The sequence below is a fragment of the Nitrospira sp. SG-bin1 genome, assembly GCA_002083365.1.
Taxonomy (GTDB): Bacteria; Nitrospirota; Nitrospiria; order Nitrospirales; family Nitrospiraceae; genus Nitrospira_D.
Genome location: LVWS01000032.1, coordinates 262,624 through 286,984 on the forward strand (window position 1 = coordinate 262,624; position 24,361 = coordinate 286,984).

At 52.9% G+C, this 24,361-nt stretch carries 23 protein-coding genes; 10 read left to right on the forward strand and 13 right to left on the reverse strand.

Annotation, left to right across the window (positions count from 1 at the left end):
• Position 1 precedes the first annotated feature (1 nt).
• A complete protein-coding gene (locus A4E19_04170) occupies positions 2–1,576 on the reverse strand; it encodes a hypothetical protein (GenBank protein ID OQW33588.1) in 1,575 nt (524 codons plus the stop codon).
• A gap of 176 nt (positions 1,577–1,752) precedes the next feature.
• A complete protein-coding gene (locus tag A4E19_04175; GenBank protein ID OQW33589.1) occupies positions 1,753–2,427 on the reverse strand; it encodes a hypothetical protein in 675 nt (224 codons plus the stop codon).
• Between the two features lie 434 nt (positions 2,428–2,861).
• Between A4E19_04175 and A4E19_04180 the strand changes: the two genes are divergently transcribed.
• On the forward strand, positions 2,862–3,611 hold the full coding sequence (locus A4E19_04180) for a hypothetical protein (GenBank protein OQW33590.1): 750 nt from the start codon (positions 2,862–2,864) through the stop codon (positions 3,609–3,611).
• Positions 3,612–3,705: 94 nt separating this feature from the next.
• Here A4E19_04180 and A4E19_04185 read toward each other — a convergent pair whose 3' ends face one another.
• The 7 genes from A4E19_04185 to A4E19_04215 all read right to left on the reverse strand — a co-directional run bounded on the left by A4E19_04185 (position 3,706) and on the right by A4E19_04215 (position 12,358).
• A complete protein-coding gene (locus tag A4E19_04185; protein OQW33661.1) occupies positions 3,706–4,455 on the reverse strand; it encodes a teichoic acid biosynthesis protein in 750 nt (249 codons plus the stop codon).
• 180 nt (positions 4,456–4,635) lie between these two features.
• Positions 4,636–5,850: a hypothetical protein gene (locus tag A4E19_04190; GenBank protein OQW33591.1), complete on the reverse strand. Its 1,215-nt coding sequence runs from the start codon at positions 5,848–5,850 to the stop codon at positions 4,636–4,638.
• Between the two features lie 73 nt (positions 5,851–5,923).
• Positions 5,924–6,127 carry a hypothetical protein gene (locus A4E19_04195; GenBank protein ID OQW33592.1) on the reverse strand — a complete coding sequence of 68 codons (204 nt, stop codon included), beginning with the start codon at positions 6,125–6,127 and terminating at the stop codon, positions 5,924–5,926.
• A gap of 439 nt (positions 6,128–6,566) precedes the next feature.
• Positions 6,567–7,697 (reverse strand): hypothetical protein, encoded by a 1,131-nt coding sequence (locus A4E19_04200; GenBank protein ID OQW33593.1) that lies wholly within the window; start codon positions 7,695–7,697, stop codon positions 6,567–6,569.
• A gap of 292 nt (positions 7,698–7,989) precedes the next feature.
• A complete protein-coding gene (locus A4E19_04205) occupies positions 7,990–9,006 on the reverse strand; it encodes a hypothetical protein (protein OQW33594.1) in 1,017 nt (338 codons plus the stop codon).
• 242 nt (positions 9,007–9,248) lie between these two features.
• The gene (locus A4E19_04210; protein ID OQW33595.1) at positions 9,249–11,003 is read right to left on the reverse strand and encodes a hypothetical protein; all 1,755 of its coding nucleotides are present in this window, start codon (positions 11,001–11,003) and stop codon (positions 9,249–9,251) included.
• Positions 11,004–11,089: 86 nt separating this feature from the next.
• Entirely contained in the window at positions 11,090–12,358 is a 1,269-nt protein-coding gene (locus A4E19_04215) for a hypothetical protein (GenBank protein OQW33596.1), read from the reverse strand.
• A gap of 180 nt (positions 12,359–12,538) precedes the next feature.
• Between A4E19_04215 and A4E19_04220 the strand changes: the two genes are divergently transcribed.
• Positions 12,539–12,727, forward strand: a complete 189-nt coding sequence (locus A4E19_04220) for a hypothetical protein (GenBank protein ID OQW33597.1) — start codon at positions 12,539–12,541, stop codon at positions 12,725–12,727.
• 246 nt (positions 12,728–12,973) lie between these two features.
• On the opposite strand, the gene A4E19_04225 is transcribed toward A4E19_04220, so the two are convergent.
• The 4 genes from A4E19_04225 to A4E19_04240 form a co-directional block, all read right to left on the reverse strand.
• Positions 12,974–14,032 (reverse strand): UDP-N-acetyl glucosamine 2-epimerase, encoded by a 1,059-nt coding sequence (locus tag A4E19_04225; GenBank protein ID OQW33662.1) that lies wholly within the window; start codon positions 14,030–14,032, stop codon positions 12,974–12,976.
• 214 nt (positions 14,033–14,246) lie between these two features.
• On the reverse strand, positions 14,247–15,209 hold the full coding sequence (locus A4E19_04230) for a GDP-fucose synthetase (GenBank protein OQW33598.1): 963 nt from the start codon (positions 15,207–15,209) through the stop codon (positions 14,247–14,249).
• A gap of 20 nt (positions 15,210–15,229) precedes the next feature.
• Positions 15,230–15,598: a four helix bundle protein gene (locus A4E19_04235; GenBank protein ID OQW33599.1), complete on the reverse strand. Its 369-nt coding sequence runs from the start codon at positions 15,596–15,598 to the stop codon at positions 15,230–15,232.
• 91 nt (positions 15,599–15,689) lie between these two features.
• A complete protein-coding gene (locus A4E19_04240) occupies positions 15,690–16,697 on the reverse strand; it encodes a GDP-mannose 4,6-dehydratase (protein OQW33600.1) in 1,008 nt (335 codons plus the stop codon).
• A gap of 155 nt (positions 16,698–16,852) precedes the next feature.
• Here A4E19_04240 and A4E19_04245 point away from each other — a divergent pair, with 155 nt between their 5' ends.
• The 8 genes from A4E19_04245 (at position 16,853) to A4E19_04280 (ending at position 24,286) form a co-directional block, all read left to right on the forward strand.
• Entirely contained in the window at positions 16,853–17,761 is a 909-nt protein-coding gene (locus tag A4E19_04245; protein OQW33601.1) for a hypothetical protein, read from the forward strand.
• Positions 17,762–18,075: 314 nt separating this feature from the next.
• On the forward strand, positions 18,076–19,827 hold the full coding sequence (locus A4E19_04250; GenBank protein OQW33602.1) for a type II secretion system protein GspE: 1,752 nt from the start codon (positions 18,076–18,078) through the stop codon (positions 19,825–19,827).
• A 34-nt stretch (positions 19,828–19,861) separates the two neighbouring features.
• Positions 19,862–21,163, forward strand: a complete 1,302-nt coding sequence (locus A4E19_04255) for a hypothetical protein (protein OQW33603.1) — start codon at positions 19,862–19,864, stop codon at positions 21,161–21,163.
• A 188-nt stretch (positions 21,164–21,351) separates the two neighbouring features.
• Positions 21,352–21,759 carry a type II secretion system protein GspG gene (locus tag A4E19_04260; GenBank protein OQW33663.1) on the forward strand — a complete coding sequence of 136 codons (408 nt, stop codon included), beginning with the start codon at positions 21,352–21,354 and terminating at the stop codon, positions 21,757–21,759.
• A gap of 7 nt (positions 21,760–21,766) precedes the next feature.
• Positions 21,767–22,369, forward strand: a complete 603-nt coding sequence (locus A4E19_04265; protein ID OQW33604.1) for a hypothetical protein — start codon at positions 21,767–21,769, stop codon at positions 22,367–22,369.
• Between the two features lie 6 nt (positions 22,370–22,375).
• Positions 22,376–22,813: a hypothetical protein gene (locus A4E19_04270; protein OQW33605.1), complete on the forward strand. Its 438-nt coding sequence runs from the start codon at positions 22,376–22,378 to the stop codon at positions 22,811–22,813.
• A complete protein-coding gene (locus tag A4E19_04275) occupies positions 22,785–23,408 on the forward strand; it encodes a hypothetical protein (protein OQW33606.1) in 624 nt (207 codons plus the stop codon). The genes A4E19_04270 and A4E19_04275 overlap by 29 nt, the downstream gene beginning before the upstream one ends.
• Positions 23,405–24,286, forward strand: coding sequence for a hypothetical protein (locus tag A4E19_04280; protein ID OQW33607.1), 882 nt, complete (start codon positions 23,405–23,407; stop codon positions 24,284–24,286). The genes A4E19_04275 and A4E19_04280 overlap by 4 nt, the downstream gene beginning before the upstream one ends.
• The last annotated feature ends 75 nt before the right edge of the window (positions 24,287–24,361 follow it).

The following is a 24,361-nucleotide window of genomic DNA, read 5'->3' on the forward strand; positions in this document are numbered from 1 at the left end:
CTCAGTCGGGCACGAATTTGGTCAACTCTGGCCCGGCTGCAACCGCAAACCTCTGAAGACGTTGGTCGACTGTGGATTCGGATTCGCCCGGACCGACCAGCGAGGCCAGTCGCACGAGGGCTCCGTCCGTCCGTTGCCGAGAAAAGGCGTCCCACAACAGGTACCACTTGACCAGATATTCATTGGTGAGATGGCGATCCCGTTGTTTGAACCAATACAAAACAACCTGCTTCTGGTCTCCCTTCTGAATGACCGCCCGATTCACTCGTAGCGGCTGCATCATCTCCTGAGACATCGGAAGTTCTCGTTGCGTCAACGACGCGATCTCCCATCCTCCACCCGGCAAACAACTTTTCGGCGAATGGGCCGATTGGCCCTTCCGTTGTGATCGGTAGTAGGCGGCATAGAGATTGACTGGCTGCTCATGGTCTGATCGGTAATCCGCAAGAACGTAGTCGTCGAACCGAAGTGCGTCGATGTATTGCTGTTCCAGTGGGAAGGGTGCTCCGTTCCAGCCATCGATCTGCATCGGAAAATCGACAAAGGTCGCTCGCGGAGGCGGCGTTTCTGCGCGCTGTGCAAGTGCCGCGGTGACCAGACTGAATGGGACGAGGAGTACGACACTGCACAGATAGGCTGGACCAGCAACTACAATGGCCCCTGGCACAACCTTGGACCCATCTCCATGGCCGATATCGACCCTTTGATCTCTCCAGGTGAATCGTTCTCGAAATGGCCTTTCGGGTATTGATGCGTTCACCTTTCCCAGCAGCACCGTTTCCAAGATCAAAAGCCCAAGACTCACCATAAAGATCACCCATCCCTCGAAGAGATGGTAAAAGCCTTCGGCGGCTCCCTTCCCGTAGAGTTCAACCAAAACCCCGATCATGCCGATGCGGAAACCGTTGAGCAGGATCGAGATCGGAACCGATGAAAGAACCAGAAGCACTCTCTTCCACATCTTGTCTTTGAAGAGATAGGCGCAGAGCAGCGCGAGAGAAGTCAGTGGAAGCAGGTAGCGAATACCGCTGCAAGCTTCGACCACTTGAAGTTGCACCGGCCCCAGATCGATGACATTGCCTTCTCGAAAGGCCATCACTCCGACGAGCTGCAAGCAGCCAACACCGAGAGAAGATGACCACAGCTGAAGCTGGCTCGACAGATTTGCGTAGAAGAACATCGGGAGAGGAATAGCCGTGAGCAGGTACCCAAGAGGAAACGCGATGGCCTTGGCTCCATGAATACCGAGCAGCGTGATGGCCAACCCAACGATGACGATCCACAAGGAGACATGAAGGACGACGAACAGTGTGGACAATTCCCCGACTACGTAGAGGACAAGTCCTACCGCAATAACGATAAGCCCTAGCCAGGATTTTTCCCTCGTAACCTGGCTGAGGCGTTGCCGCTGTTGCCAGATAAGATATCCGCTAATGAACGGCACAAAGATTCCGTGGCTGTAGTCTTCTGTGCCCACCCATCGGCTGGACAAATAGGCAAGGCTCTCTGCGTACATGTAGCCCACTAGCGCTACGATCAGGATGGAGGTGAAGAGAAGATAGCGATTGCTAGTCATAAGACAGCGTCATTCAAACGATGATTAGGAATGAGTCAAGCGAACTAAAAAGGTCCGGAAGAGCGGGGCGAAGCTTGATTATCTATGGCAACCTGTGACCTGTCGATTGATTTCGAAGAAAGAACGGGCCCGATACCGCACCTCCTGGTATCAGGCCCAGTCGTCGGGCAGACTTCCTAAGCCTTAGATCCGCCGAGGTTTCTCAAACCTCCCGCACCCAGACCGACCAATGAAATAAGTCCGGCTCCGAACAGAAGCACCGCCGCCGGCAAGGGCACCGCAGTCAGGCTATTCAACGCCCCACGCACATTGACTAAATTTCCATCAGAATCTTCAAACACCAGTCTCCACCTAGTCGCGGTCAACGCGTCTAAGCTGGGCGGATTCTGCAGGTTGGTGTTGGAGAACAACCCTCCGCCTTCACGATCCAAACGCAGATCGAAGCTCGATGGCGCGAAGCCATTGACTTGAGAGCCGGTGGCGGCAGACTCCAGCTTCCAACGATCTCCAAACATCCCACCACCCAGACTGGTGTTCATCGAGACCGTCACAGCATTGGCCCCCGGTGCGAAGGTGGAGGTATAGCCTCCGATCGTCACAGTAAAGGCCGTGACGGCCGGATACGCTCCTCCTGATCCGCTCGTGGCATTGTCGAACTGAAATGATCCGGATACCGGAGAAGTCAGGTTCATCGACGGTGAGAGCAAGGTTCCGCTGATGTTGCTGACTCCTCCCGTGAACGAATAAGTCACCAGCGCCGCTTGGGCTACGTTTAATGGGAGCCCCAGTGTACACAGCACGATCGCCGGCAGAGCAAATCTCTTTCCAAACAACTTCTTAATCATCCGCATAACACCGCTCCTTCCAGAGGTTGGTACATGAGGGACACAGATCGTGTGGCACTGCACAGCAAATCTCGGACCATTTACCGACTGATGAATGCTGTTGAAAACTAAGCAAGGTTAGAGAGTATTAAGGTGACGACTGTGTGCACGCTCCTTCGACGGTGTTCAATTATGTAAATCCATGTGAGAGCGGAAAAAACTACCTACTGCGCTTGGGCTTAATATAGCTCTTGAGTTCCAATTCGAATGCAACTCTTCACGACCTAGATGAGCCATGCGAACAAAACCCTACACCTACCTGAGTGCGAAGAACGTAAAACCTTGAGTGCTGCCTTGCCGATGTCCCCATGTCCTCATATGAATACGAATCCGCATCAAGTTGAGATTTCATATTTAGATTTCTTTGGACAGTTTTTTCGCCTTGCCACACAATCGTGTCCATGGCAATTGCAGAACAAACAATCGACATAAAGAAAAAGCTGGAACCGAAGGAAGCTTTTCCTTATCAGCCACCTACTGATGGAATTAGACAGAAGTATCGTCATTTGTTTGAGATGACTGAGCCGTTATCACCACGATTCATCAAAGTGGCCTTTGACAGGGTAGTTGCGGCAATCATGGTCTTGGTGTCGGCCCCTATTCTGTTACTACTTAAGATCGCATATGTCATCGAGGGATGGCTGATTCCTGAAAATGCTGGCCCGATGTTTTTTTATTACAACGCCGTGAGTGCAGGTCAAATTATACCGAAATACAAACTCCGTCTTATCAAAGTAAAATACATTGATCCTGAAGGAGCCAAGCGACACGACTGGCTTGCCTATTCAGCGGAATGGACACCAGATAGCCGAACGTATGTCGGTCGGTTTGTAAAGAAATTCTACCTGGATGAGTTACCCCAGTTTTATAGCGTCCTCATAGGTGACATGAGCATTGTCGGTCCACGCCCTCTATCGGTGTTGCATTATGAGCGGGATCGTGCGCAGGGCAATATTACACGCTTCCTCCTGCGAGGGGGCATGTTGGGATTGGGGCATGTTAATAAAGGCACACCCGAGATGGGCAAACCAATTTACGAATATGAGTATGTGGACCAATACATGAGCCGGTCTTCATTAGGCCTACTGATGTTGGATCTCTGGATCATCTGGCGCGGGATTTTGGTTATTGTCAAAGGCGGGGGACACTGACACGTCAGGAAGAAAGTCAGCTCAAGCACATCATACAGAGTTTCGAGTACAATCTCTGCTTGCTGGCATCAAAACCCCACATAGACTTGGAACGCTAACACTTACTCGAAGCATTTCGCTTCGCCCCGAACAATTCGAACCCAAGGTAAGTTAGGAACAATGAATTTGTCACCAGGTACCGCTTCCAAAGCCGCTTTGGCTCACACACCAATCGGAACAGCCACTCAAGTCCTGACTGTTGCATCCAAAGTGGCGCCCTCTTCACCGTGCCTGCATGGTAATCAAATGCCGCTCCAACTCCGATCATCACCGCCCGAACCTTTCCCCGATGCGCCGCCATCCAAAATTCTTGCTTCGGACAACCCAGACCTACGAACACGATATGGGCACCTGAACTGTTGAGGCGATCAGTCATCTCCTGCTCCTCTTCATCCGAAAGGAGCCTGAAAGGAGGTGAATGAACTCCGGCAATGGTCAGCTGTGGAAACGCGATCCTCAAGGTATTGGTCAGTCGTTCCAGCGTTTCTGATGTGCTTCCATAAAGAAATATCGATAGTCCCTTCTCCGCTGCCTGCCCGCACAGACGCCACATGAGATCTGGGCCGTTAATACGTTCCTGCCATTGAAACCCTATACTGCGCAGCACCCACACAAGCGGCATACCATCCGGCGTAGCCATATCCCCCTCGTTGATGACCCGGCGGAAGGCAGGGTTCTGCTTTGCCGTTACCACCGAATGGACATTGCAGATGGAGACATAACGCGATTGTCTTTCTCTACTCCATTGCAGAAGGGTATCGATTGCTTCTTCCCACAGGATTGCATCAATGAAGCAATCCAAAATTAGCCCCCCGGTACGCTGGCCAATCTTATCGAGCACACCGACGGCTCCGTTTCCGTTAGCGTTAACCATTCTCATGGGTTATTTTTCGAAGAACCACCTTTCCGCCGCATCATCGTTTTCAATCAACCACCATCATAACTCCACACGTAACATCTGCGACTCACAGTAAACGGCCGTGCTTCAAAGCCGTACGCATTGCCCTTGCATGTTTGGAGCCTTTTGGGCATTTCTAATTGCGTCGCTGTAGATTTCCAAAAGTTGGTCAAGATGGCGTTGTGGAGAAAACCGTTCCCGCGCCGAAACAAGCGCGTTCGCGGCCATGTTGCAAGTGTCTGCTTCCTTGTTACCAATCCGACGGAGACATTCGGTCAGCGCCTCTGCATCACCTGCTGGAAAAAGCAAACCCGTGCGACCGTGCTCGATAAGATCTGGCAACCCGCCTATGCGACTGGCAATAACCGGCGTACCCAGAGCCAACGACTCTGCTACCGAAAGAGGGAAGTTTTCATAACACTCCGAGGGTATGACCGTGCACAGCGCCTCGGCGATAAGACGTCGCTTTGTCTCCCCCGCCACATGACCGACGAACTCGACGTAGTTCATCCCAAGTTCGCCAACTGCACTGCGCAAATCGACCTCGAGCGGCCCAGCCCCTGCAATCTTAAGAGGCAATTCCGGAACCGAGCGGGCAGCTGCAAGAAGCGTGGCCAGACCTTTTTCAGAACTCAACCTGCCAAGGTACAGCCCATACCGCTGCTTAGTTGCCGGGCCTTCGGCGAAATCACTCACAAAATTACCACAGACCCGTATCTTCTCCCCTGGTATTCCAGTCGACACGAGTTTCTCCGCAGCAAATGCGTTGAGCGCGATGTACCGATCGATGCAAGAGTGAAAGGTTCCGCTTCGCCACCCCCATGCAATCGCCGCTGCATAGAGCGAACTCGTCGCTTTACTCCCATGCATGCAGCGGTTCCTGACTGCCTCCCAATAACTCTTTTCCTGACACGCCTCGCAAATCTTGCCATTCACGTAGAACAGGCCGTTCGGACAGAGAAAACGGTAGTTGTGGATGGTCTGTACTACTGGGATAGAATAGCGTTTGAGAACGACGTAGACCGATGGTGAAAGCATCGGAAACACATTGTGAACATGTGCAAGATCCGGCTTATGGTCGGAAACGTGGTGTTCCAGTCGTTTAGCAATCTGGAAGTTGTATGGAATCTGTAAGAATGCTGATGTCTTCTTGAAAAGCGTCATTTCATCAAGCGTATTACTGTCCGCCACGAACTGAACGACCGCATGGCCATGGCTCTCTAGCAGACGCTTCTCCGCTTCCACGACACCGCATTCTCCTCCACGCGTCCGGTAAAAGTTGTGAACCTGAAGGATCTTCATGTGAGTGCCAATCGTCCAGCGATATACACTGCGGTCTTATGATCGCATCCACATAACAACCCGAATACTGTTGCTATGACGGCACCCTTACGTCGCCATGCGGGCTGGCGCTACGGATGACGACGCGCATGCGCTGAGCCATCAAAGCGTCCATCGCAACGTGGTGTCTGCAAACAGTTTGCGATTCCTTCGGCAAACCGCTACACCATATCTTCAAGCGTGTATCGTTCTGCGGATACGCGGCATCCTCCTCGCAGGCGGGCTCACTCTTCTTCATTGCTCAGCAGCTCCACAACACCGGCGCTGTCGGGTCCCATCTCATTTGTGTCACGATACCATTCACACCGTCACAGAGATAGGCAATCTCTGGACCGTTCCCCCTGCTATTGACTGTGCCCATCAGCACTCCGCAGACAAATGAATCAAGAATGCTCAGCCAACTGATTCTGAATTGAGCATCACCTGTGCAATAGAAACATACGCTATTTTTTCGCGACAGAAGCGAGCCCTCACCCAGTGCACCAAAGAGTGAGACTGACACCATGACTGCACCCTCTTCTGCTCTGACCCATTACAAACATCAGTAGGGGGGATCCGGCATCTCACGTCCAACTGCCTCAGCCGATTGCGAACAGTGGTATTAGGCACGTCCTCTTGTGAGCTCTTCCGCATAGAAGCAGTCATATTGGTCGTGGATCGCAAGCTCCATTCACGGTTCATGTTCTAGACAAACACCGGACTATGCCTTCAGAAAATCTGTTAGCCATACTGTCCAACGTGTATAATACTGCGCTTGCCTGACAGCCATTTTTAAGAGCTTCTTGCCGCTCCCTTGATTGGAAATACTCACTCACTGAATCCACATACGCCATTAGATTATTCTCAGTGATCCATCCATTAACTTTGTTTTGAATGAATGTAATTTCCGGACCATGCGATTCAAGGTTCGTCGTATACAGCGGCACACCCGCGACAAAGCTGTCTACACTGACAAGACCTACGGTGCCAGGCTGAAGGAGCACATCGCTCGCTTTGAAATATACGGCACGTTCCGCATCGAACTTGGCTCCCACATAATGAATCCAAGGATACCGTGAAGCCGCTCGGTGCCCTTTCTCTTCTTCCGGGCCACTACCAATAAGAATTACATGTAAACCAGGAAATCGCTGCTTCAGAAGACTTACTGCTTCCAGAAGGAAGTCGATTCTTTTTGGCGGAATGAAGGCGCCACAATACAAGCCGACCGGGCCAGAGTCGATTCCCAATAATGTCTTTAGCTCGTGTACATCATTGGCAGTGACAGATTCGATGGCCCCCCGAAACTGGTCATTGTCTATAGCATTCTGGACCACAGTGATTCGATCAGTTGGAAAGCCATTGGCCTTCACAATATTGAAAGTGTGTGTGGTATATGCAAACCACCAGTCAACGTGGTTCAAGAGCAAGGACTTTAACTGTTCCGGAATGCTACGTGGGTTTTTTGCTCTGACGTTGATTCCTTGTCCCCAAAAAGCCACTTTCCGAATTCCCATTCTTCTCCCGAGCTGCAAGATGTAGTTAAAGAGATATGCGCTAGCCTGCTCAACTATAACGAGATTTGAATCTTTCAAATGACTCCACACAGGTTGCCACACGAACATCCCTCCAGGACCTTGAACATACCGATTAGTAATTCGGACCACCCATGGAGCATCAATAACAACACTCTCAGGAACTGTCCCCGGATACTCTTGTCCGTAGACAAGTTGAAAGTCGATGCCATGGTCGGTAAGGTATCGCTGGAGAAGCCTAAAGAAGGAGACTCTGTAATGGGGAACGATTCGCTGAATGATTGTTACCTTTGGCATGACTTCCTAACTTCCTTATGGGCAAGACCTAGGGCAATCCTCCATGCTACGTCGTATTGAGAACGGGTCTCAAGCCGTAGTACGCCGTTGACCGGACAAGCTGCAGTAGCTGGCATTGGCGCCCGATGGATAAGGGATGTGTTTGGTCGATCATCGCGTTTCGCTTAGCAAGCCCGCCTTGGTTCGCGCATCTTCTAAAAAATCATTGCCCAATCTTGGCATTCAGCCTCTACTGAATTAATATCCGATTGACAAGTGGGGAGCCGTACACCATCCATAGTGATCCACATTGCTAATGTCGTTCCTGAATGACCGAAGAAAGCATAAAGAGGTATGGAATCATGACATGTTGATATATCAGCGTGTTGTCAGTTAAAAAGATTGTCAGCATAAATGTTGCCAATGCCCGTGCCGAGGGCTCCCTCGGGGCGAGAACCAATCCTACAAATACAATCATTGCGATCGCACCGTAACTTAACCATATTGCTAGAAGGTCATTGTGAAAGGGAGTCCACACGGCCTTGGCAATATGCCCTCCGATAACCTCATCCATACCGACACCCGCCACTGCAAAATCAGTATAATCAAATTTGACTCGCCCCAAGACCTCTTTCCAGAGCTCTTGTCGTCCCATAGAAAGCGCGTTTGCTGATCTGCCAGTCGTAGCTGTTAGCAACTCATCAAACCGCCCATAAGCGAATTCAATACCTAACAGAATGACTAGTGTCGCGACGAACACTCCACAGAGGGCATAGACTCCACCACTCCTAACTCTCTTAGGCATGAGCAACGTAATGGCGAATGCCGCCATTGCAAACAGCACGATGCGCTTAAACGCCAAGATTGTAAGAATAAAATTGATGAAACCTAACAAATAACGCCCCTTCAGTATCCAGAAACATGCAAAGAGTCCTAAGGGGAAGGCGAATGGGCTTTCCGTCACCACTCGAGAATCGATCAGTCCTTTTTCCAGCACCTGGGTATCTATGGAAAGAGCATTTCCAGTAAACCAGGAATAAGCAAGCAGACTCATAAAGACCACATTGAGATACAGCAGGTTTATGTCAGATTTGGAGAAGTCCACCAATAGAAAGATTGACGTGTAGACACAAACAAAGAAAGTCCATTTCCACGCAAAAAGTCCTGACACAGGAATGTAGAAGACAAATAAAACCAACAACCAAATGAATGGAGCAGTCATAATCAATTGCGGTACGCTCGGCATCCTCCCACCATCAAGAAGCCATAAAACAAAAATGAGAAAAGGACACGCGTAGATCGCATTTCGAACAACAGGAAGTTGAAGCATCGATATCGATAGGCAGGCTAGGACCAATACAAAAGCAACTGATTGTACCTGCAGCCGATTTCTACAGTGCCCTATGCCGCCCGTATTGTCGGTTGGGAGGTTTTCGCATCCTGATAACCGATCTGCTTGTCCCTGCAGGTAATTATTCACAGGACAGACTCTAAGAAAGTTAACGATTGGTGAGTACGCGCCTGAAACATCACTGTCCTTCTTAGTTAGAAAACGTTGATTGATTGTGGCAGCTAATGCAATAAGATCGGCCCAGATGTCTTTGGTGTCTGATTCGTAGGAAACGTTCTCTCATTTCCCTCCGATGTCAACATATTCACCCATTCCTCAAATCTTGTTTCCATATCGAGAGGCTTCTCGTTTGTTCGCCATAGCACAACTTTGTGCTCGCCTTTTGGTGTTACTAATTCCAAGCGCCACACTTGGTCATCATGAGCTTGCCAACTGACTGATACGCTTTGGACTTTTTTCCCGACAAGCCAACCACTCAAAGTCTTAAGAGCTAAACCCGCCGGACTCAGTGCTTCGTAACGACGGACTCCTGGTTGCCACAGTCTTACAGTCTGTTCTGTATCGTCGTCCCAGACATACCAGATGAATCCATCGATTCCGAGGGCCAGCTGGACAAGATAGCTTCTCATCACTAACTGAATTGCTTGATCGTCTGAAAGAAGTGCTTTCTCCTTAGAATGAGAAAGACGCACACGACCTTCTGTGTTTAAAACAGGCACATCGTCTAGAGAGTGTCGTTTCAGAACGTCACGGAGTGCCACGATCAAAGGCAAGCTATTTTCTGGAACAGTAGTGGGGTAGTAGTGCCACGATACATAATCGACAAATGCTCCACCACCTAGATCAAGAAATCGGTCCAATAGTCCTAGACCATAGGCCGTGATATTAGGTGATGAAACCAAATTCTCAGGATCCGACCTCTTTAGTTCTTCGGCGGCCGTCTTCGTCATTGCCAGTAATTCTTCGACAGTGCCATTGAATTGGTGGGCTTGGTCGCTCTCATTCCAGATTTCCCAATATCTGACCCTTCCACGAAGCCTCTGCCCCAACTCCCCTACATACATCCTCCAATCGTCCATAAGAGTAGGTGGATTTGCAGTACCTTTATAGTAAGGATGGCTGGATCGCCTTGAAGCCCACATCGGCGTAACGGCGAGAGTAAGCATCACCTCACAGTCTCTATCCTGCTTGGCCACATGGTCCAAATAGAACTGTAACCGACTGACTGGGCTCCGGCGCTTCGACCAGTCTGAACTTCTAATCACTCCTCTTTCCGGTTCAAGATCAGCCCAGTTTGTACCGGTATCCCACAATCTAAGCACACCAAAGCCAGTGGATGGCCAGGAAAGATGTGTTCCTAGCTTATTAATGTGCATGCCAAAGAACCTTCTAGAAATGTTTCCTTTTCGCTCAGCAGCATCTAGACCATTATTCAGAACGTCGCGCGTAATATCTTTGAGCCGCGCATCATCTATGATGATTGACGATTCACTCAAGATTCTCAACCCAACCACACCTGCAATATCCTCATCAAAGCCTCCTCGAATGCGAATATCTTCCCATCCTCCCCGTAATTGCTTATAGTCGACAGCTCCTTCGCGATACGGCGGTTTCTTTTCCCGCAAGACTAATTGAACATATGCACCACTTGATGAGTAAACGGAAATTGATGCTTCATACACTTTTCCGGCACCAAAACTTACAGGCTGGGCGAATATCACTCCTCCTTTTTCCTCTAAACGTTTGACTGTTACAGCCTGTGCGCTCCCGCTATGGGGAGCAGGTGCTTGGACTGATTCCACCAATACATTCTTACGCATCGTCTCGGGCCATGCGTTTATGTACCATCCCTGCACCACATCATTTCTCGAAGGTTCCGCTTCGAAGGTCCCATTAACTAACAGGTTCTCTTGGGCGATTGCGTCTTGAAACTCAAGCGCAAGAGCAATCACAGCTATTATCACGACAGTTCGCATACTTCTCAGCAACGGGCTCGTGGTGGAAAGAAACCCATACTTAATTTATTAGGCCATCAAGAGAAACGTTCTTGTCGTAGTTACTCTTATTGCTGCTTCACCAAGTGACCCGGCAAGGATGGTACTTGCCCATCGTCGTCGATCTTCGCTGCTCTGCACCCTTCAGTCGAGGCCGACGACCGTAGCGCAGCTTTAATATGATCGATGCGTTGTTCGTTTATCGTTTTCCTGAGAAAAAGATGAAAACTGTACACAGCTAGCCAACATAGTTGTGTGATTATCAATCCCGTGGCCGCACCAGCCACCCCCCACAATTGAATGAGTGGGTAGGCAATGACCCCTGTGATGACAGCCGAAACCGATTTCGCAAAGAACCCCACTTGCGGCATTTCTGCGGTGCGAAACGCAATGCTCAACATGCTGTTCACAACCGTCAATACCATGACTAGACCTAGCATAGGCACTAAATACGCATATTGTGCATAACCTAAAGCAAAAACATAGCCAAGTAATGGTCGTGCTCCAATGGAAAGAATCACACAAGCAATCGCTGCCAATCCCGTGGCCGCGAGTCCAACCTTACTAAGCCATTGTCGCCAAGCCTTGTAACCGTCGTGAATTAGGGATCGTCGGGCGACAGGTATCGAGTAGGATGTTATTCCGATTAGCAATACATTTAGACTTCCGACCAATGTCTGCGCTGCGCTAAAGGCACCGACTGATTCGACATCAACCCATAGGGCGATCAGATACAAATACGCTTGTGAGGATGCGACAAATACAACACTCTCGATCAATAACCATTTACCATAAGCCCAATTTCTCCATAGCTCAGCCTCAACTCTGTGGAAGCTCGGTCTTTTAATAGTAGCTCCTCCCAGAGTGCTAACTAACGATCCCACAACGCCGCCAGCTGCAATTGCATACAAGCCCGTGTCCACCTCCAATAAATGTGCATTGGCCAGCAGCAACAGAAGCAAGAGTCTTGTCACGTGATTTGCGACATCACTAGCCAAAACCCAGCGCCACCTAAAACGAGTAGCGTTAAAAACTCGAACGAGTTCCTGAAACTGTACCGCAAATACGCAAATCGCGAATGCCAGCGCATTATGGAAACCAGCATCTTGAACAATACCAACAGCGATGAAACCAGCAGTCGCAGCAAAAAGACCGAGGATAAATCGATATATCACCTGGCATGCGAAATACTCGTTGAGAGTATCAGCGCTTTCATGGACGCCGAACACTTTAACAGGGTCTGAGACCAAAGCATTTGAAAAGCCATTGACAACCAACATGGTCGCAAAAAGCAGACTATACACGCCAAAATCATAAGGAGTGAGCGTCCTTGCCATTAAAACTGTCGTTATAAACGTAGACAAGGAACAGATTCCCTGATCAACGATTGATAGCGCGCTCCCCCCGCTCAAAACCCGAACAAGCACATGTCTACGGCCTGTTGACATACGGTGTAAACTTCCTCTCCAACTTGTAGGCATAGAAAGAGTTGGACGATGCTATAACAACATTACGTGATGATGAGTAGGATTGTAGTTTTTGGGGTCGTGTTGAGATGGCCCCGCGAAGCGGATACCATGATTAATTACTTATTAGTGGAAATCATTCGGTCTGTGATTACTCGGCGCTCGGACAACTCAATTCATGCCGTGATAGTTATGAAGGCTACTGTGATGGTATTGGTTCTGCAAGCTTGCGACAACTGAAAACCATTTTTGTGACAGTTAAACATGGTCCAGAGCGAGGGATTTCAATCTTGTGATGAATCAGCGAGTTGTCGAATCGACTGGGGAATGTCGTCTTCAATGAACGGAGGCCGATAGTACAGAGGCGTACCAACTGGGACAGATCGAAACGCAGGAGTTATTTCTGGCTGTACCTTGTAGATTGATTGCTCGATCACCGATTAGCCACGACTGGACGGATGTGGCTATGCGTGGATCAGCCACGAGTTACCTATCGTTCAGCACCCGTTCCAAATGTTCGACAATCCGCTCAGCCGCCTTTCCATCCCACAGCGGCGGGATCGCGCCTTTCTTCCACTGCCCTGCCATCAATCGCGCAAGTGCTGGTGGAAGTTTATTGGGGTCGGTTCCGATTAGTTCGTTTGTACCGACCGTAATAGTTTCAGGTCGTTCGGTGTTGTCGCGAAGAGTGAGGCACGGCACTCCAAGAACCGTCGTCTCCTCGGTAATCCCGCCTGAATCGGTAATCACGCCTTTGGCATGTTTCACGAGATAATTGAATTCCAGGTAGCCCAGTGGGTCAACATAATGCATGGAGGGAAGGTTACTCCCCGTCTCTCGCAGATTCTTGGCCGTCCTGGGATGGACAGGAAACATAACGGGCAAACCTTGTGTCCCATCCGCAATGGCCCGCAAAAGTCTGAGCAGTTGCTGTTCTCCGTCAACGTTCGCCGGCCGGTGCAGGGTCACTACAAAATATTTCTGCGGCTCAAGCTTCAGTCCCTGCCAACAGGCCGGAGGTCGCAGGCGCGGCGCGTTCTTGAGCAACGTGTCGATCATGGTGTTGCCCACGAAAAAGATCCGGTCGTCGGTCACGCCGGCACGGCGCAGATTCTCGTTGGCCGTCTCGCTCGTGGTGAAAAACCAGTTGGTGATGGAATCGGTCACCACACGATTGATTTCCTCCGGCATCGTCCAGTCACCGGATCGTATGCCGCCTTCCACATGACCCACCGACACACCCAGTTTTCGCGCCGCGATGGAACAGGCCATCGTAGACGTCACGTCCCCCACGACAAGACAGAGGTCGCTCCTTTCCTTCAAGAGAACTCTTTCATACCCAACCATGATACCGGCGGTTTGCTCGGCCTGGGTGCCGGACCCCACTTCGAGGTTGATGTCCGGATCAGGAATCCCGAGCTCTTCAAAAAAACTGCCGGACATGGCCCGGTCATAATGCTGGCCCGTATGAATCAATCGGTACCGCAGGCCACCACCACGCTCCTCCGCCCTGTTGAGGGCCTCAATGATCGGCGCGATCTTCATGAAATTGGGCCGTGCTCCGGCGATGATATCGAGACGCTTCACTCAACACCTCACAGTGCAAGACGAAACAACCAGGCAGTGCTCCCATTGTAGCTTACTTAGAGTTTGGTTCAATAATTTACGCTTCCGACGAGGATGAGCCGCACTCGAGACTAAGGCGAAGGTGAGCCCATCCTTGCGAGTTCCGGTGGAATGAACAGACCTGGCGAGCGATCTAAAAATGCACTTCCCGTATCGTCTGACTGTTGGCGTGAAACCACTGAACGGTTTTTTTCAGTCCGTCGCGTAAGCGATGTCGGGCTTGAAATCCGAAGAGCTGCTTGGCCCGACTGACATCCAGGCACCGACGCGGCTGGCCGTTCGGCTTCGTGATGTCCCACTGGATTTGACCGGTGAAACCAACTTCCACTGCGATTGATTGGGCAAGATTGCGTATCGAGATCTCTTCACCCGTCCCCAGGTTGACCGGAAGACTCCCCTCGTACTGTTCGGCCGCCAACAGAATCCCCTCGGCCGCATCCTCGACATATAAAAATTCCCGGCTCGGCGACCCATCTCCCCAGAGCGTAATCGATGCCTGTCCCGTTTCCTTAGCCGCCACGCATTTCCGAATCAGAGCCGGGATCACATGGGAGGTCTCCAAGTCGAAGTTATCGCGCGGGCCGTAGAGGTTCACGGGAAAGAGCACGATGGAATTGAATCCATACTGCTGACGGTAGGCTTGCGACTGGACCAACATCATTTTCTTCGCCAACCCGTACGGGGCATTGGTTTCCTCGGGATACCCATTCCAAATATCGTCTTCCTTAAAAGGAATCGGAGCGAACTTGGGGTAGGCACAGATGGTCCCGATCGCCACAAATTTGTTCACTCCCCGTTGGCGGCCTACTTCGATCAACTGGGTGCCCATCATGAGGTTGTCGTAGAAAAACCGTCCGGGATTGGCTTGATTGGCACCGATCCCGCCGACACGTGCCGCGAGATGGATCACCACATCGGGTTTTGCGTCGCTGTATAGTTGCTGCACGGCATCCATCTGTACCAAATCGTAGTCCTTACTCCGGGGAACGATGATCTGCCGACACCCTTTCACGGCCAACTGGTCCACGACGAATGAACCGAGAAACCCGGCTCCCCCCGTCACGACAACACGCTTATCGGACCAGAAAGATGACATAAAGAAGACCTAGGCTAAGGTTAAGGTTGAGTAGCCCGGCGAAGAGAGCGTATCAGCGCGTTGAGTTCCTGCCAAATCTCCCCGACAAGACACATGGCATGGTCTGACTCATTCAGCTTGAGGTATCCTACGTGTCTTCCATAGATCAGATGATTCTTGGTTTCGGCCAGCGAACCCCTGGATTCGTAATAAAAATTCAGCTTATCCTTGGTATGTTGACGTCCGAACCCTTCAGCAAGATTGCCCGAGACCGAAAGGGCGGACCTTCTAATCTGTGAGGTTAACCCATAATCTTCTTTCCTTGGAAGTCCCTCCGTGAGCAAGAACACCTCTTTGGCAAGCTCCATCCCCTTCTGCCAAACCGGCATGTCCTCGAACGAACTAAACACTCTTCCACCGTGGAGAAGCACTCAGGGTACGGTTACGGTAAGGGATGATATATCTTGGGTCAAGTATCTGCGCCCACCCTCAGCCTCAACCTCAACCTTTCTTCTGCGTCCCCTCAAGCCGTTCTTTTTCTGCCGCCAGATCGGCGTCGACCATCATGGCCACCAATTCCTCGAACCGCACCTTGGGCTGCCAGCCGAGTTGACGCTGCGCCTTGCTGGCATCCCCGATGAGCAGATCGACTTCCGTCGGCCGGTAGTACTTCGCATCGATCTTCACATGCTTTTTCCAGTCCAGCTGCAGCCGGTCAAAGGCCAGTTCCAGCATCTCCTTGACGGTATGCGTCTCCCCCGTGGCAATGACGTAGTCATCGGGCGTCTGAGCCTGCAACATCATCCACATGGCTGCCACATAGTCGCCGGCGTAGCCCCAGTCGCGCTTGGCCTCCAGGTTGCCCAGGAACAAATCTTGTTGAATGCCCAGCTTGATCCGCGCGGCCGCCTTGGTGATTTTCCTGGTCACAAATGTTTCCCCCCGCCGCGGCGACTCATGATTGAACAGAATCCCATTACAGGCAAAGAGATTGTACGCCTCCCGATAATTCACCGTGATCCAATAGGAATAGACCTTGGCGGCTCCGTACGGACTTCGGGGATAGAAGGGCGTCGTTTCCTTCTGCGGCACTTCCAGCACCTTGCCGAACATCTCGCTGGACGAAGCTTGATAGAACTTCGGTTTGAGCCCCGATTCCCGGATGGCCTCGAGCAGGCGGATGGTGCCGAGCCCGGTGATTTCGCCCGTGTATTCGGGAATATCAAAACTGACTCGCACGTGGCTTTGGGCCCCGAGGTTATAGATTTCATCGGGCTGGACCGTGCGCAAGATCCGGTTCAGGGAACTGGCGTCGTTGAGATCCCCGTAGACCAAGTGCAGACGCCGATGCGGCACATGCGGATCTTCATAGATGGGATCGATCCGTCCCGTATTGAAGGAGCTGGATCGGCGGATGATGCCGTAGACCTCGTAGCCTCGTCCAAGCAAGAATTCCGACAGATAGGAGCCATCCTGGCCGGTGATTCCGGTGATCAGCGCTTTCTTCACAAGTCACGCCTCCCTTCCAATTTTGAGAGGGAATTATTACCGGCTTCAGGGACTTTGTCCAATGATTGTGTAATCACAATTGACACAGGGTTCTTGCCACAAAAGATATCGACCAGGTACTATGCTCAACAGGAATAAACCGAAGCAAGATCCTCGTGGCAACAATTCCTCCTCAACGGGTGCGCCGAATCGGTCTCTTTCTCTGTTTGCTCGGGAGCGGCATGCTGATTGCCCACTCCATCAATGCCTTTGTTGCCGAGGCGTTGTATGTGATCCCTACACATTCAGTTGGAGCGAACGACAATGGATCGCCTGGATCACGGTTACTCGCCTATTCGCCGACCCAGGCGGCAGAGGATGTGCGTTCCAGCGGCCTCTTCGCACTCCCTGCCGCACCGCAGGGTGGGCTCAAAAGCTCCGACGGACGAGGTCCCGGCGGCGCTCCGGTTCGAGCGTCACTGGGTCTCGCCGCCAGGTTGCGCTTGATCGGTATCGTATTCGGCGAACAGCGCGGCGTCTTTGCGATCGTCGAAGAACTGGCCTCCAAACAACAAATGTTGTATCGGATCCATGACCAGGTGCTCGATCTCGGGGAAGTGAGCGAGATTCGGCGGAACGGAATCTTGGTTCGCCAAGGCAATGTGGAGGAACTCTTGGAGCTGGCGCAGGCGGACACCCCGCCGGTCCCCGGAGGTTCTTCCGGTACTGTGCCTTCTGCCGTCCAAACACCGCCAACCGGTGTTCCTCTACGAAAGGTGATCGACCGCCGTGAAGTAGAACAGGCCATGAACGACCTGCCGAAACTCTTATCTCAGGCCAGAGCCGTACCACATATGGTCAATGGAGCCACCAGCGGGTTTCGTATGGACTACATCGCCCCGACCAGTTTCTACGAAAAAATAGGGGTCCAGACGGGGGATGTGCTGCAACGTGTCAATGGAGTCGATATTCGGGATCCCAGCACCATGTTGAATCTCCTGCAACAACTGAAGAATGAGCAGATCGTCAAGCTTGATGTCCTACGGAACAACCAACGCTCAACCATCACATACGAGCTTCGCTGACCGAGAAGGTGGCATCCCCGTTCAGGATTCTCCGTCCACACTGATCTCCTCATCCCGAACTGAGCTTTTCTGGACATGCACGACCAGTCCAACGCGCTCGCCTGCCGCGATGGCGGATCGACCTTCCGGGGCGGAATGTATCGGCTGAAACCGACTGTAGGCGGACATCGACGACGGGTCAATCTCACGATTAAGAATCGAGGTGTCCTTGCCAGGCCGTCTGAAGGGAGAGTATCTTTACGGCGAAGACAAGAGTGTATTGAAGAAGCGGCCTATGGTAACGCTACGCTTTATTCACGAGAGGTCAGGCCAACTTGTCCGAACGACTCGACAACGATCAGTCCAATCCTAATGTTCGCCGTCCTCTGCTGGGTCGCATCCTAGAGGAAAAGTTCAACCTCTTGGACTCAAAACTCGCGGAGGCCTTGAGCTACCAGCAAGAGAAAGGCGGCCTGCTGGGTGAGGTCCTGCTGCATTTGCGCGTACTGCGCGAAGAGCAATTGCTGGAGGCGCTGGCCCAGCAATTCGAAATGCCGTGGATGCCGCATCTCGACACCACGCACGTCGATCATGAGTTGATCAAGAAGGTCCCCATCGCATTTTGTCGACGATACCGTGTCTTGCCGCTTCGATATGAAGAGGGAGTCATTCTGACCGCGTCGACTGATCCGCTGGAAACCGTCGCGCTGGACGACCTTCGATTACTGTTGGGCAAGCCGATCAAACCGGTCTTAACCACCAGCGTCGTGCTGCTTGCCTGTTTGAACCGAGCCTATGACGAAATCGCCAACCCGGCCGGCGCGGAACAGGTGATGGAAGACATTGCGGCCAATCAGAGTCTCGACCAGCTCGCACATGAACTCGATGAGCCGCAAGACTTGCTGGATGCCACCGATGAAGCTCCGATCATTCGCCTGGTCAATTCGGTGCTGTTTCAGGCGGTTCGTCAACGTGCGAGCGACATCCACTTCGAATCGTTCGAGCGGGGACTGGTGGTGAGATATCGCATCGACGGCGTCCTCTATCCTGTTCTTACGCCACCGAAGCACTTGCAATCCAGTATTATCGCGCGCTTGAAGATCATGGCCGGTCTCAACATTGCCGAGAAGCGCTTGCCGCAAGACGGCCGGTTCGGCATCAGGACCGCCGGAAAAGACGTCGACCTTCGAGTCTCGGTATTGCCCACGTCCCATGGCGAACGGGTCGTGTTGCGATTGTTGGAGAAGGAAAATCGCCTCTTGAATCTCTCCGAAATGGGGTTCTCGAAAGAACGGCTTGCCGTCATCCATCAGTTGATCCAACTCGCTCACGGCATTATCCTCGTCACCGGTCCGACGGGAAGCGGCAAAACCACGACCCTCTATGCCGCCTTGAGCCACATCAATGCACCGGACAAGAACATCATCACGGTCGAAGATCCGGTGGAATACCAGCTGCTCGGCATCGGGCAAATGCAAGTGAACCCGAAGATCAATCTGTCGTTTGCCGCCGGCCTACGTTCGATTCTCCGGCAAGATCCCGACGTCATCATGATCGGGGAAATTCGAGACCGTGAAACGGCAGAGATCGCCATCCACGCTTCCTTGACCGGCCATTTGGTATTTTCCACCCTGCATACCAACGACGCCGCGAGCGCCGCCACCCGTCTGATCGATATGGGCATCGAGCCGTTTCTGGTCGCCTCTTCGGTCGTCGCCGTGCTCGCGCAACGACTCCTGAGAAGGATTTGCCCGGACTGCAAACGTCCCTATACGGCGAGCGAAGAGGAGCTGAGTCGCTTGGACGTCGCACCCGGCTCCAACGTCACCCTGTATCGAGGAGCCGGCTGTGCAGCCTGTTCCCAAACCGGCTATCGGGGACGTACCGGCATTTTTGAGCTCATGGTGCTGGACGACGAGATCAGGCGACTCATCGGAAGCAAAGCCGACTCCACCGCCATCAAACAGACCGCCGTCGCCAAAGGCATGGTGACCTTAAAACAGGAAGGAGCCGAGCGAGTCATGCAAGGCCACACGACGTTGGAAGAAGTCATGCGGATCACGCAACAGGAAATCGAAGTCGAATGATGCGAGACCGATGCGCTGACCGCCTCCCCGAGTTGTGGTGGTCTTGGATCATCCGACGCCGGTCGTCCCAATCCAACCGTGCTGGAGTCTGCTGAGCATGCCGGTCTATCAATACCAGGGCTACCGAAACGACGGCGGAGCCGCGGCCGGAATCATCGACGCTGAAAACGTCAAAGTCGCCCGCCTCAAACTGAGAAAAGAGGGCGTCTACCCGACCAATGTCGTCGAGCAGGGCCAAGCTCCGAGTCGATCACAAGAGAAAACCGACAGCCGCATCGAGCGATCCATCGGTCGATCGGCCACCCTTTCCTCGACCGATATGGCTTTGATGACCAGGCAGTTCGCGACCCTGCTCGTGGCCGGACTCCCGTTGGTCGACGCTCTCGGCGTGTTAGTGGACCAGGCCGAGAAGAAACCCATCAAGGCCCTTCTGGCCGACATCCGGGAACAAATCCGGGGGGGAAAAGCGTTGAGCGCCGTCTTGGAAACGTACGAGAAGGATTTTTCTCCGATCTATGTCCACATGGTGCGGGCCGGAGAGGCCAGCGGGGCGTTGGATCAAATTTTATTCAAGCTCGCGGAGTTTTTGGAGAAGCAACTTGCCTTGAGGAACAAAGTCACCAATGCGATGCTCTACCCCATGATCATGCTGGTGATCGGATCGGTGATCCTTTTTTTCCTTATTACGTTTGTCGTCCCAAAGATCACGCTGGTGTTCGCTCAACAGAAACAAGCTCTGCCATGGCCGACGGTCGCCTTGATGTCGGTGAGCCAGTTCTTCGCCGATTACTGGATGGCGTTGGTCGGGCTCATACTTGCGGGCCTCTATCTGACGCGGCGATTCATCCGGACCGGGGCCGGCCGCCTCCTGGCGGACCGGTTGACCCTGAAACTTCCATTGATCGGAGACGTCGCGCGGATGGTGTCGATTTCCCGGCTCACCAGCACGCTGTCCACGATGCTGGCCAGCGGAGTTCAACTCCTCGACGCGATGGACGTCTCGAAGCGCGTCATGAACAATCGTGTGCTCGAAGAAACGGTGGAGACGGCACGGCAAAACATCCGAGAAGGAGAGACCATTGCCGATCCGTTGAAGCGGAGCGGAGAATTTCCGGCGCTGGTCACCCACATGATCGCCGTCGGTGAAAAAAGCGGTGAAATGGAGGAGATGTTGCGCCGAGTGAGCCAAATATACGACAGTGAAGTGGAGCGCGTCATCGCCCGTTTGACCTCGCTCATGGAGCCGATCATGATTCTTGCCATGGGGGCTATCGTCCTCTTCATCGTCGTCGCGATTCTCTTGCCCATCTTCGAGATGGGGCAGATGATTCGATAAGGAAGACACGGAACCATGCGCCGTTTGACATCGTGGAATGAGACAAAGGGGGATGGATGATGACTGATCCAGAAAAGCGGAACGCGGAGGCAGGACCGGCCGGAAAATGGACGCGCTTCCACCGTGCCGTCGCGTGCCTTGTACGACCTACCGCAGGAAGTGCCGCCGGCTTTACATTCATCGAAATCATGGTCGTCGTGGCCATCTTGGCCATTCTCGCTGCGCTGGTCGTCCCGCGCATCATGGGGAGGACGGATGACGCCAAGCGCACGGCGGCCAAAGTCCAAATTCGCAATATCGAAGGTGCGCTGCAACTCTACAAACTGGATAACGGCGTCTACCCAACGACGGAACAGGGACTCAAGGCGCTCGTTGAAAAACCAACCGTCGGGGTGATCCCCAAAAAATGGAAGATCGGAGGATACCTCCCAAAGCTTCCTGAAGATCCCTGGGGCAATCCGTATAAGTACCTCAGCCCGGTCCAACGAGGAGACTATAAAGTGGAATACGAGATCACCTCGCTCGGGACGGACGGCGAAGTCGGCGGTGAGGGCGTGAACGCCGATATCACCAATTGGAATCTCGATAAAGAATAGGAAGTCAATGGTCATTCGTCACTGGTCATTGGAGAGATCAGGCTTCACCATCTTGGAAATGCTGATCGTCCTGTTTCTACTGACCATCGTCGTGGTCGTCGTCCTGCCGCGGTTCAGTCTCGACGAAGATCTCCGCTCCACCGGGCGAAAACTCGTCGGTGTCCTGCGGACGTTCCAAGGACTGGCGGCCACGAGCCAACAACCCGTGAAGCTCTACCTCGATTTGGATCAGGGCATCTACTGGATGATGCGGGTGGAAGGAAAGGAAGAGCGGCTTCCGCTCGATCCGGCCTGGAAGCTTCCTCGTTCGCTGCCCGAATCGATTCGATTTTCTGAAGTCTCCATCGGACCGGACAAACATTTTTCCGGACGAGTCGATGTGTCCTTCTTCGCCAACGGCCGAATTGAGCCGGTCACGATGTATCTGACGGACACGAAGAACAACCTCCTGGGGCTCGCCGTCGATTCATTGACGGGAGGGATTCGAGTCAGCGACGAACGGTTCGACCCTCCGCTGAACCGATTCATCCCCGATCGAGTCAAGATTCTGCTGAAGCCGAACAGTCAAGCAGGAACGACGCCGAGGGGACTGTTTCCGACGCAACAGTAGATCGTGATGGCCCGACTGGTATCTCGAACCGAGTGCGGCGAAGGGGGATTCACTCTACTCGAAGTGCTGCTGGCCATCGCCTTGCTGGCGATCGCACTTCCGATTCTCCTTGGCCTGAGAAATTTTGACTTGGAGCTGCAGGAGCGCGCGTCCGAACTGAGGGCCGCCACGCTGTTGGCCCAGGAAAAACTGCTGGAGACCGAGCTCGTAGGACAATATTCCATCGGGGAAAGCAGCGGCGATTTTCCGAGCATCCCGCTTGGAGCACAAACCACCATACAGGCGGTCCCGCGAGCCATCGGGTACCGATGGAAACGCACGATCGCCCCCACCCCGCTGGAGTTGATTCGGGAGATTCGGATCAAGGTCTCGTGGCTGCGGGGCGAGCGGGAAGAATCGGTAGAGGTCAGCACGTATGTTTTCGCCGGTCGTCTCACATTCTAGATCTCAAACCGGCTTTACGCTGGTCGAGGTGTTGGTGGCCGTGGCGTTGCTCGGCATGATCGGCGCCATGGTCTTCGGTTCGCTCGTCATGACGATGAGAGCCGTAGATTCCGGACGAGACCATGCGGCAAAGGAACAGTCGATCAGAAGGATTCTCCGCCTCATGGCCGAGGAAATCGCTCTGAGCAAACGCACGACGATGTATCCCTGGGTGGGAACGAATGGGACACAAGAGGGGCAACCGGCCGACATCCTGGCCATCCTGGCGATGAGTCAAGAATCGAGCACGTCGGTCGCCAAGGAAAGCGAGACCGTTCGCGTGGTATATACACGCGAACGTGATCGGCTCATTCGGTTCGTCCGCAGGAATCTTTATACGTTGACCGATACCAATGAGTCGTTGGATCAGATGGAACTCGCCGATCGCGTCCGGGCCTTCAATATTCGATATTACGACGACCAGAACCGGATCTGGATCGACGAATGGCCCGCGGCCGTCAAGATTCCCAAGGCAGTATTGATTGAAGTGACGTTCCAGTACCCCGACGCCGAACCATGGACGGTGCGGGAGTGGGTGACGATCGGCGTATCATGACCATCAAATTGCCTGAAGCATGGCGGGAAATCCTGGCATGGACGGCTGGAGGACTCGCAATTCTAGTGTTGTGCCTGATTGCGACCTTTCCTTATGGAGCGCTCCAGACGCGGGTGGTCGCGGAACTCTCCCGGGCCACCGGTATGGAAGTCCGCGTGGCCGATTGGACCGTATGGCTCCCGGTTGGCCTTGAATGGCGGAATGTCACCTTGTCGAAGTCGAACTGGCCTCCGATTCAATTGGCTGCGCTGCAGGCCAAACTGGGCATCACCGACGCATTGGGCGGCACGCTGGGGCTCGATGTCGTCGCAAAGCTGAACGACACCCTTCCTCCCGGACTCGCCAAAGGCACGCTCACCGCTTCATCTCTTTCATTGGCCGCCCCCGTTGCGATCAAGGGGCAGGTGCAACAGGTGGACCTTTCCAAGCTTCTCAGCCGTTACGTCACTCACGGGATGCTTAACGGGGATTTTTCGCATCGAGTGGACCCCGGCCAGGCAAATTCCACCACCATGAAGGGAGAAGGAACATGGACCGCCGAGGCGACGGACTTGGTCATCGATCAGATCCCTCTCGGGAACGGCAGAACCCTCTCGCTCACGTTCGGTAGGGTCTCGGCAGGACTGGCGTGCCGAGATCTTCGCTGCGACGTGACGCAATTGAGAGGCGAGGGAATCGACGGCTCCTTTACAGGAGAAGGATCCATCACCATCCAGCAACCGGCGCAACAGAGTCAATTGAATCTCACGGTGACGGTCGTCCCCGGACCTGGGTTTGCCGCGAAAGCCGGATCACTGGGCATTCCCTCGCCTCCTCCGGGAACACCCATGACGGTGAAGATCATAGGAACCTTGGCACAGGCAAGGATTGCATTGTAAAGTACTGGCTGCGGTTTCAAGTTGCAACCTGTCACGAGGATGAGTCAATCTTGCGCCATGAAACCGGCAATCACC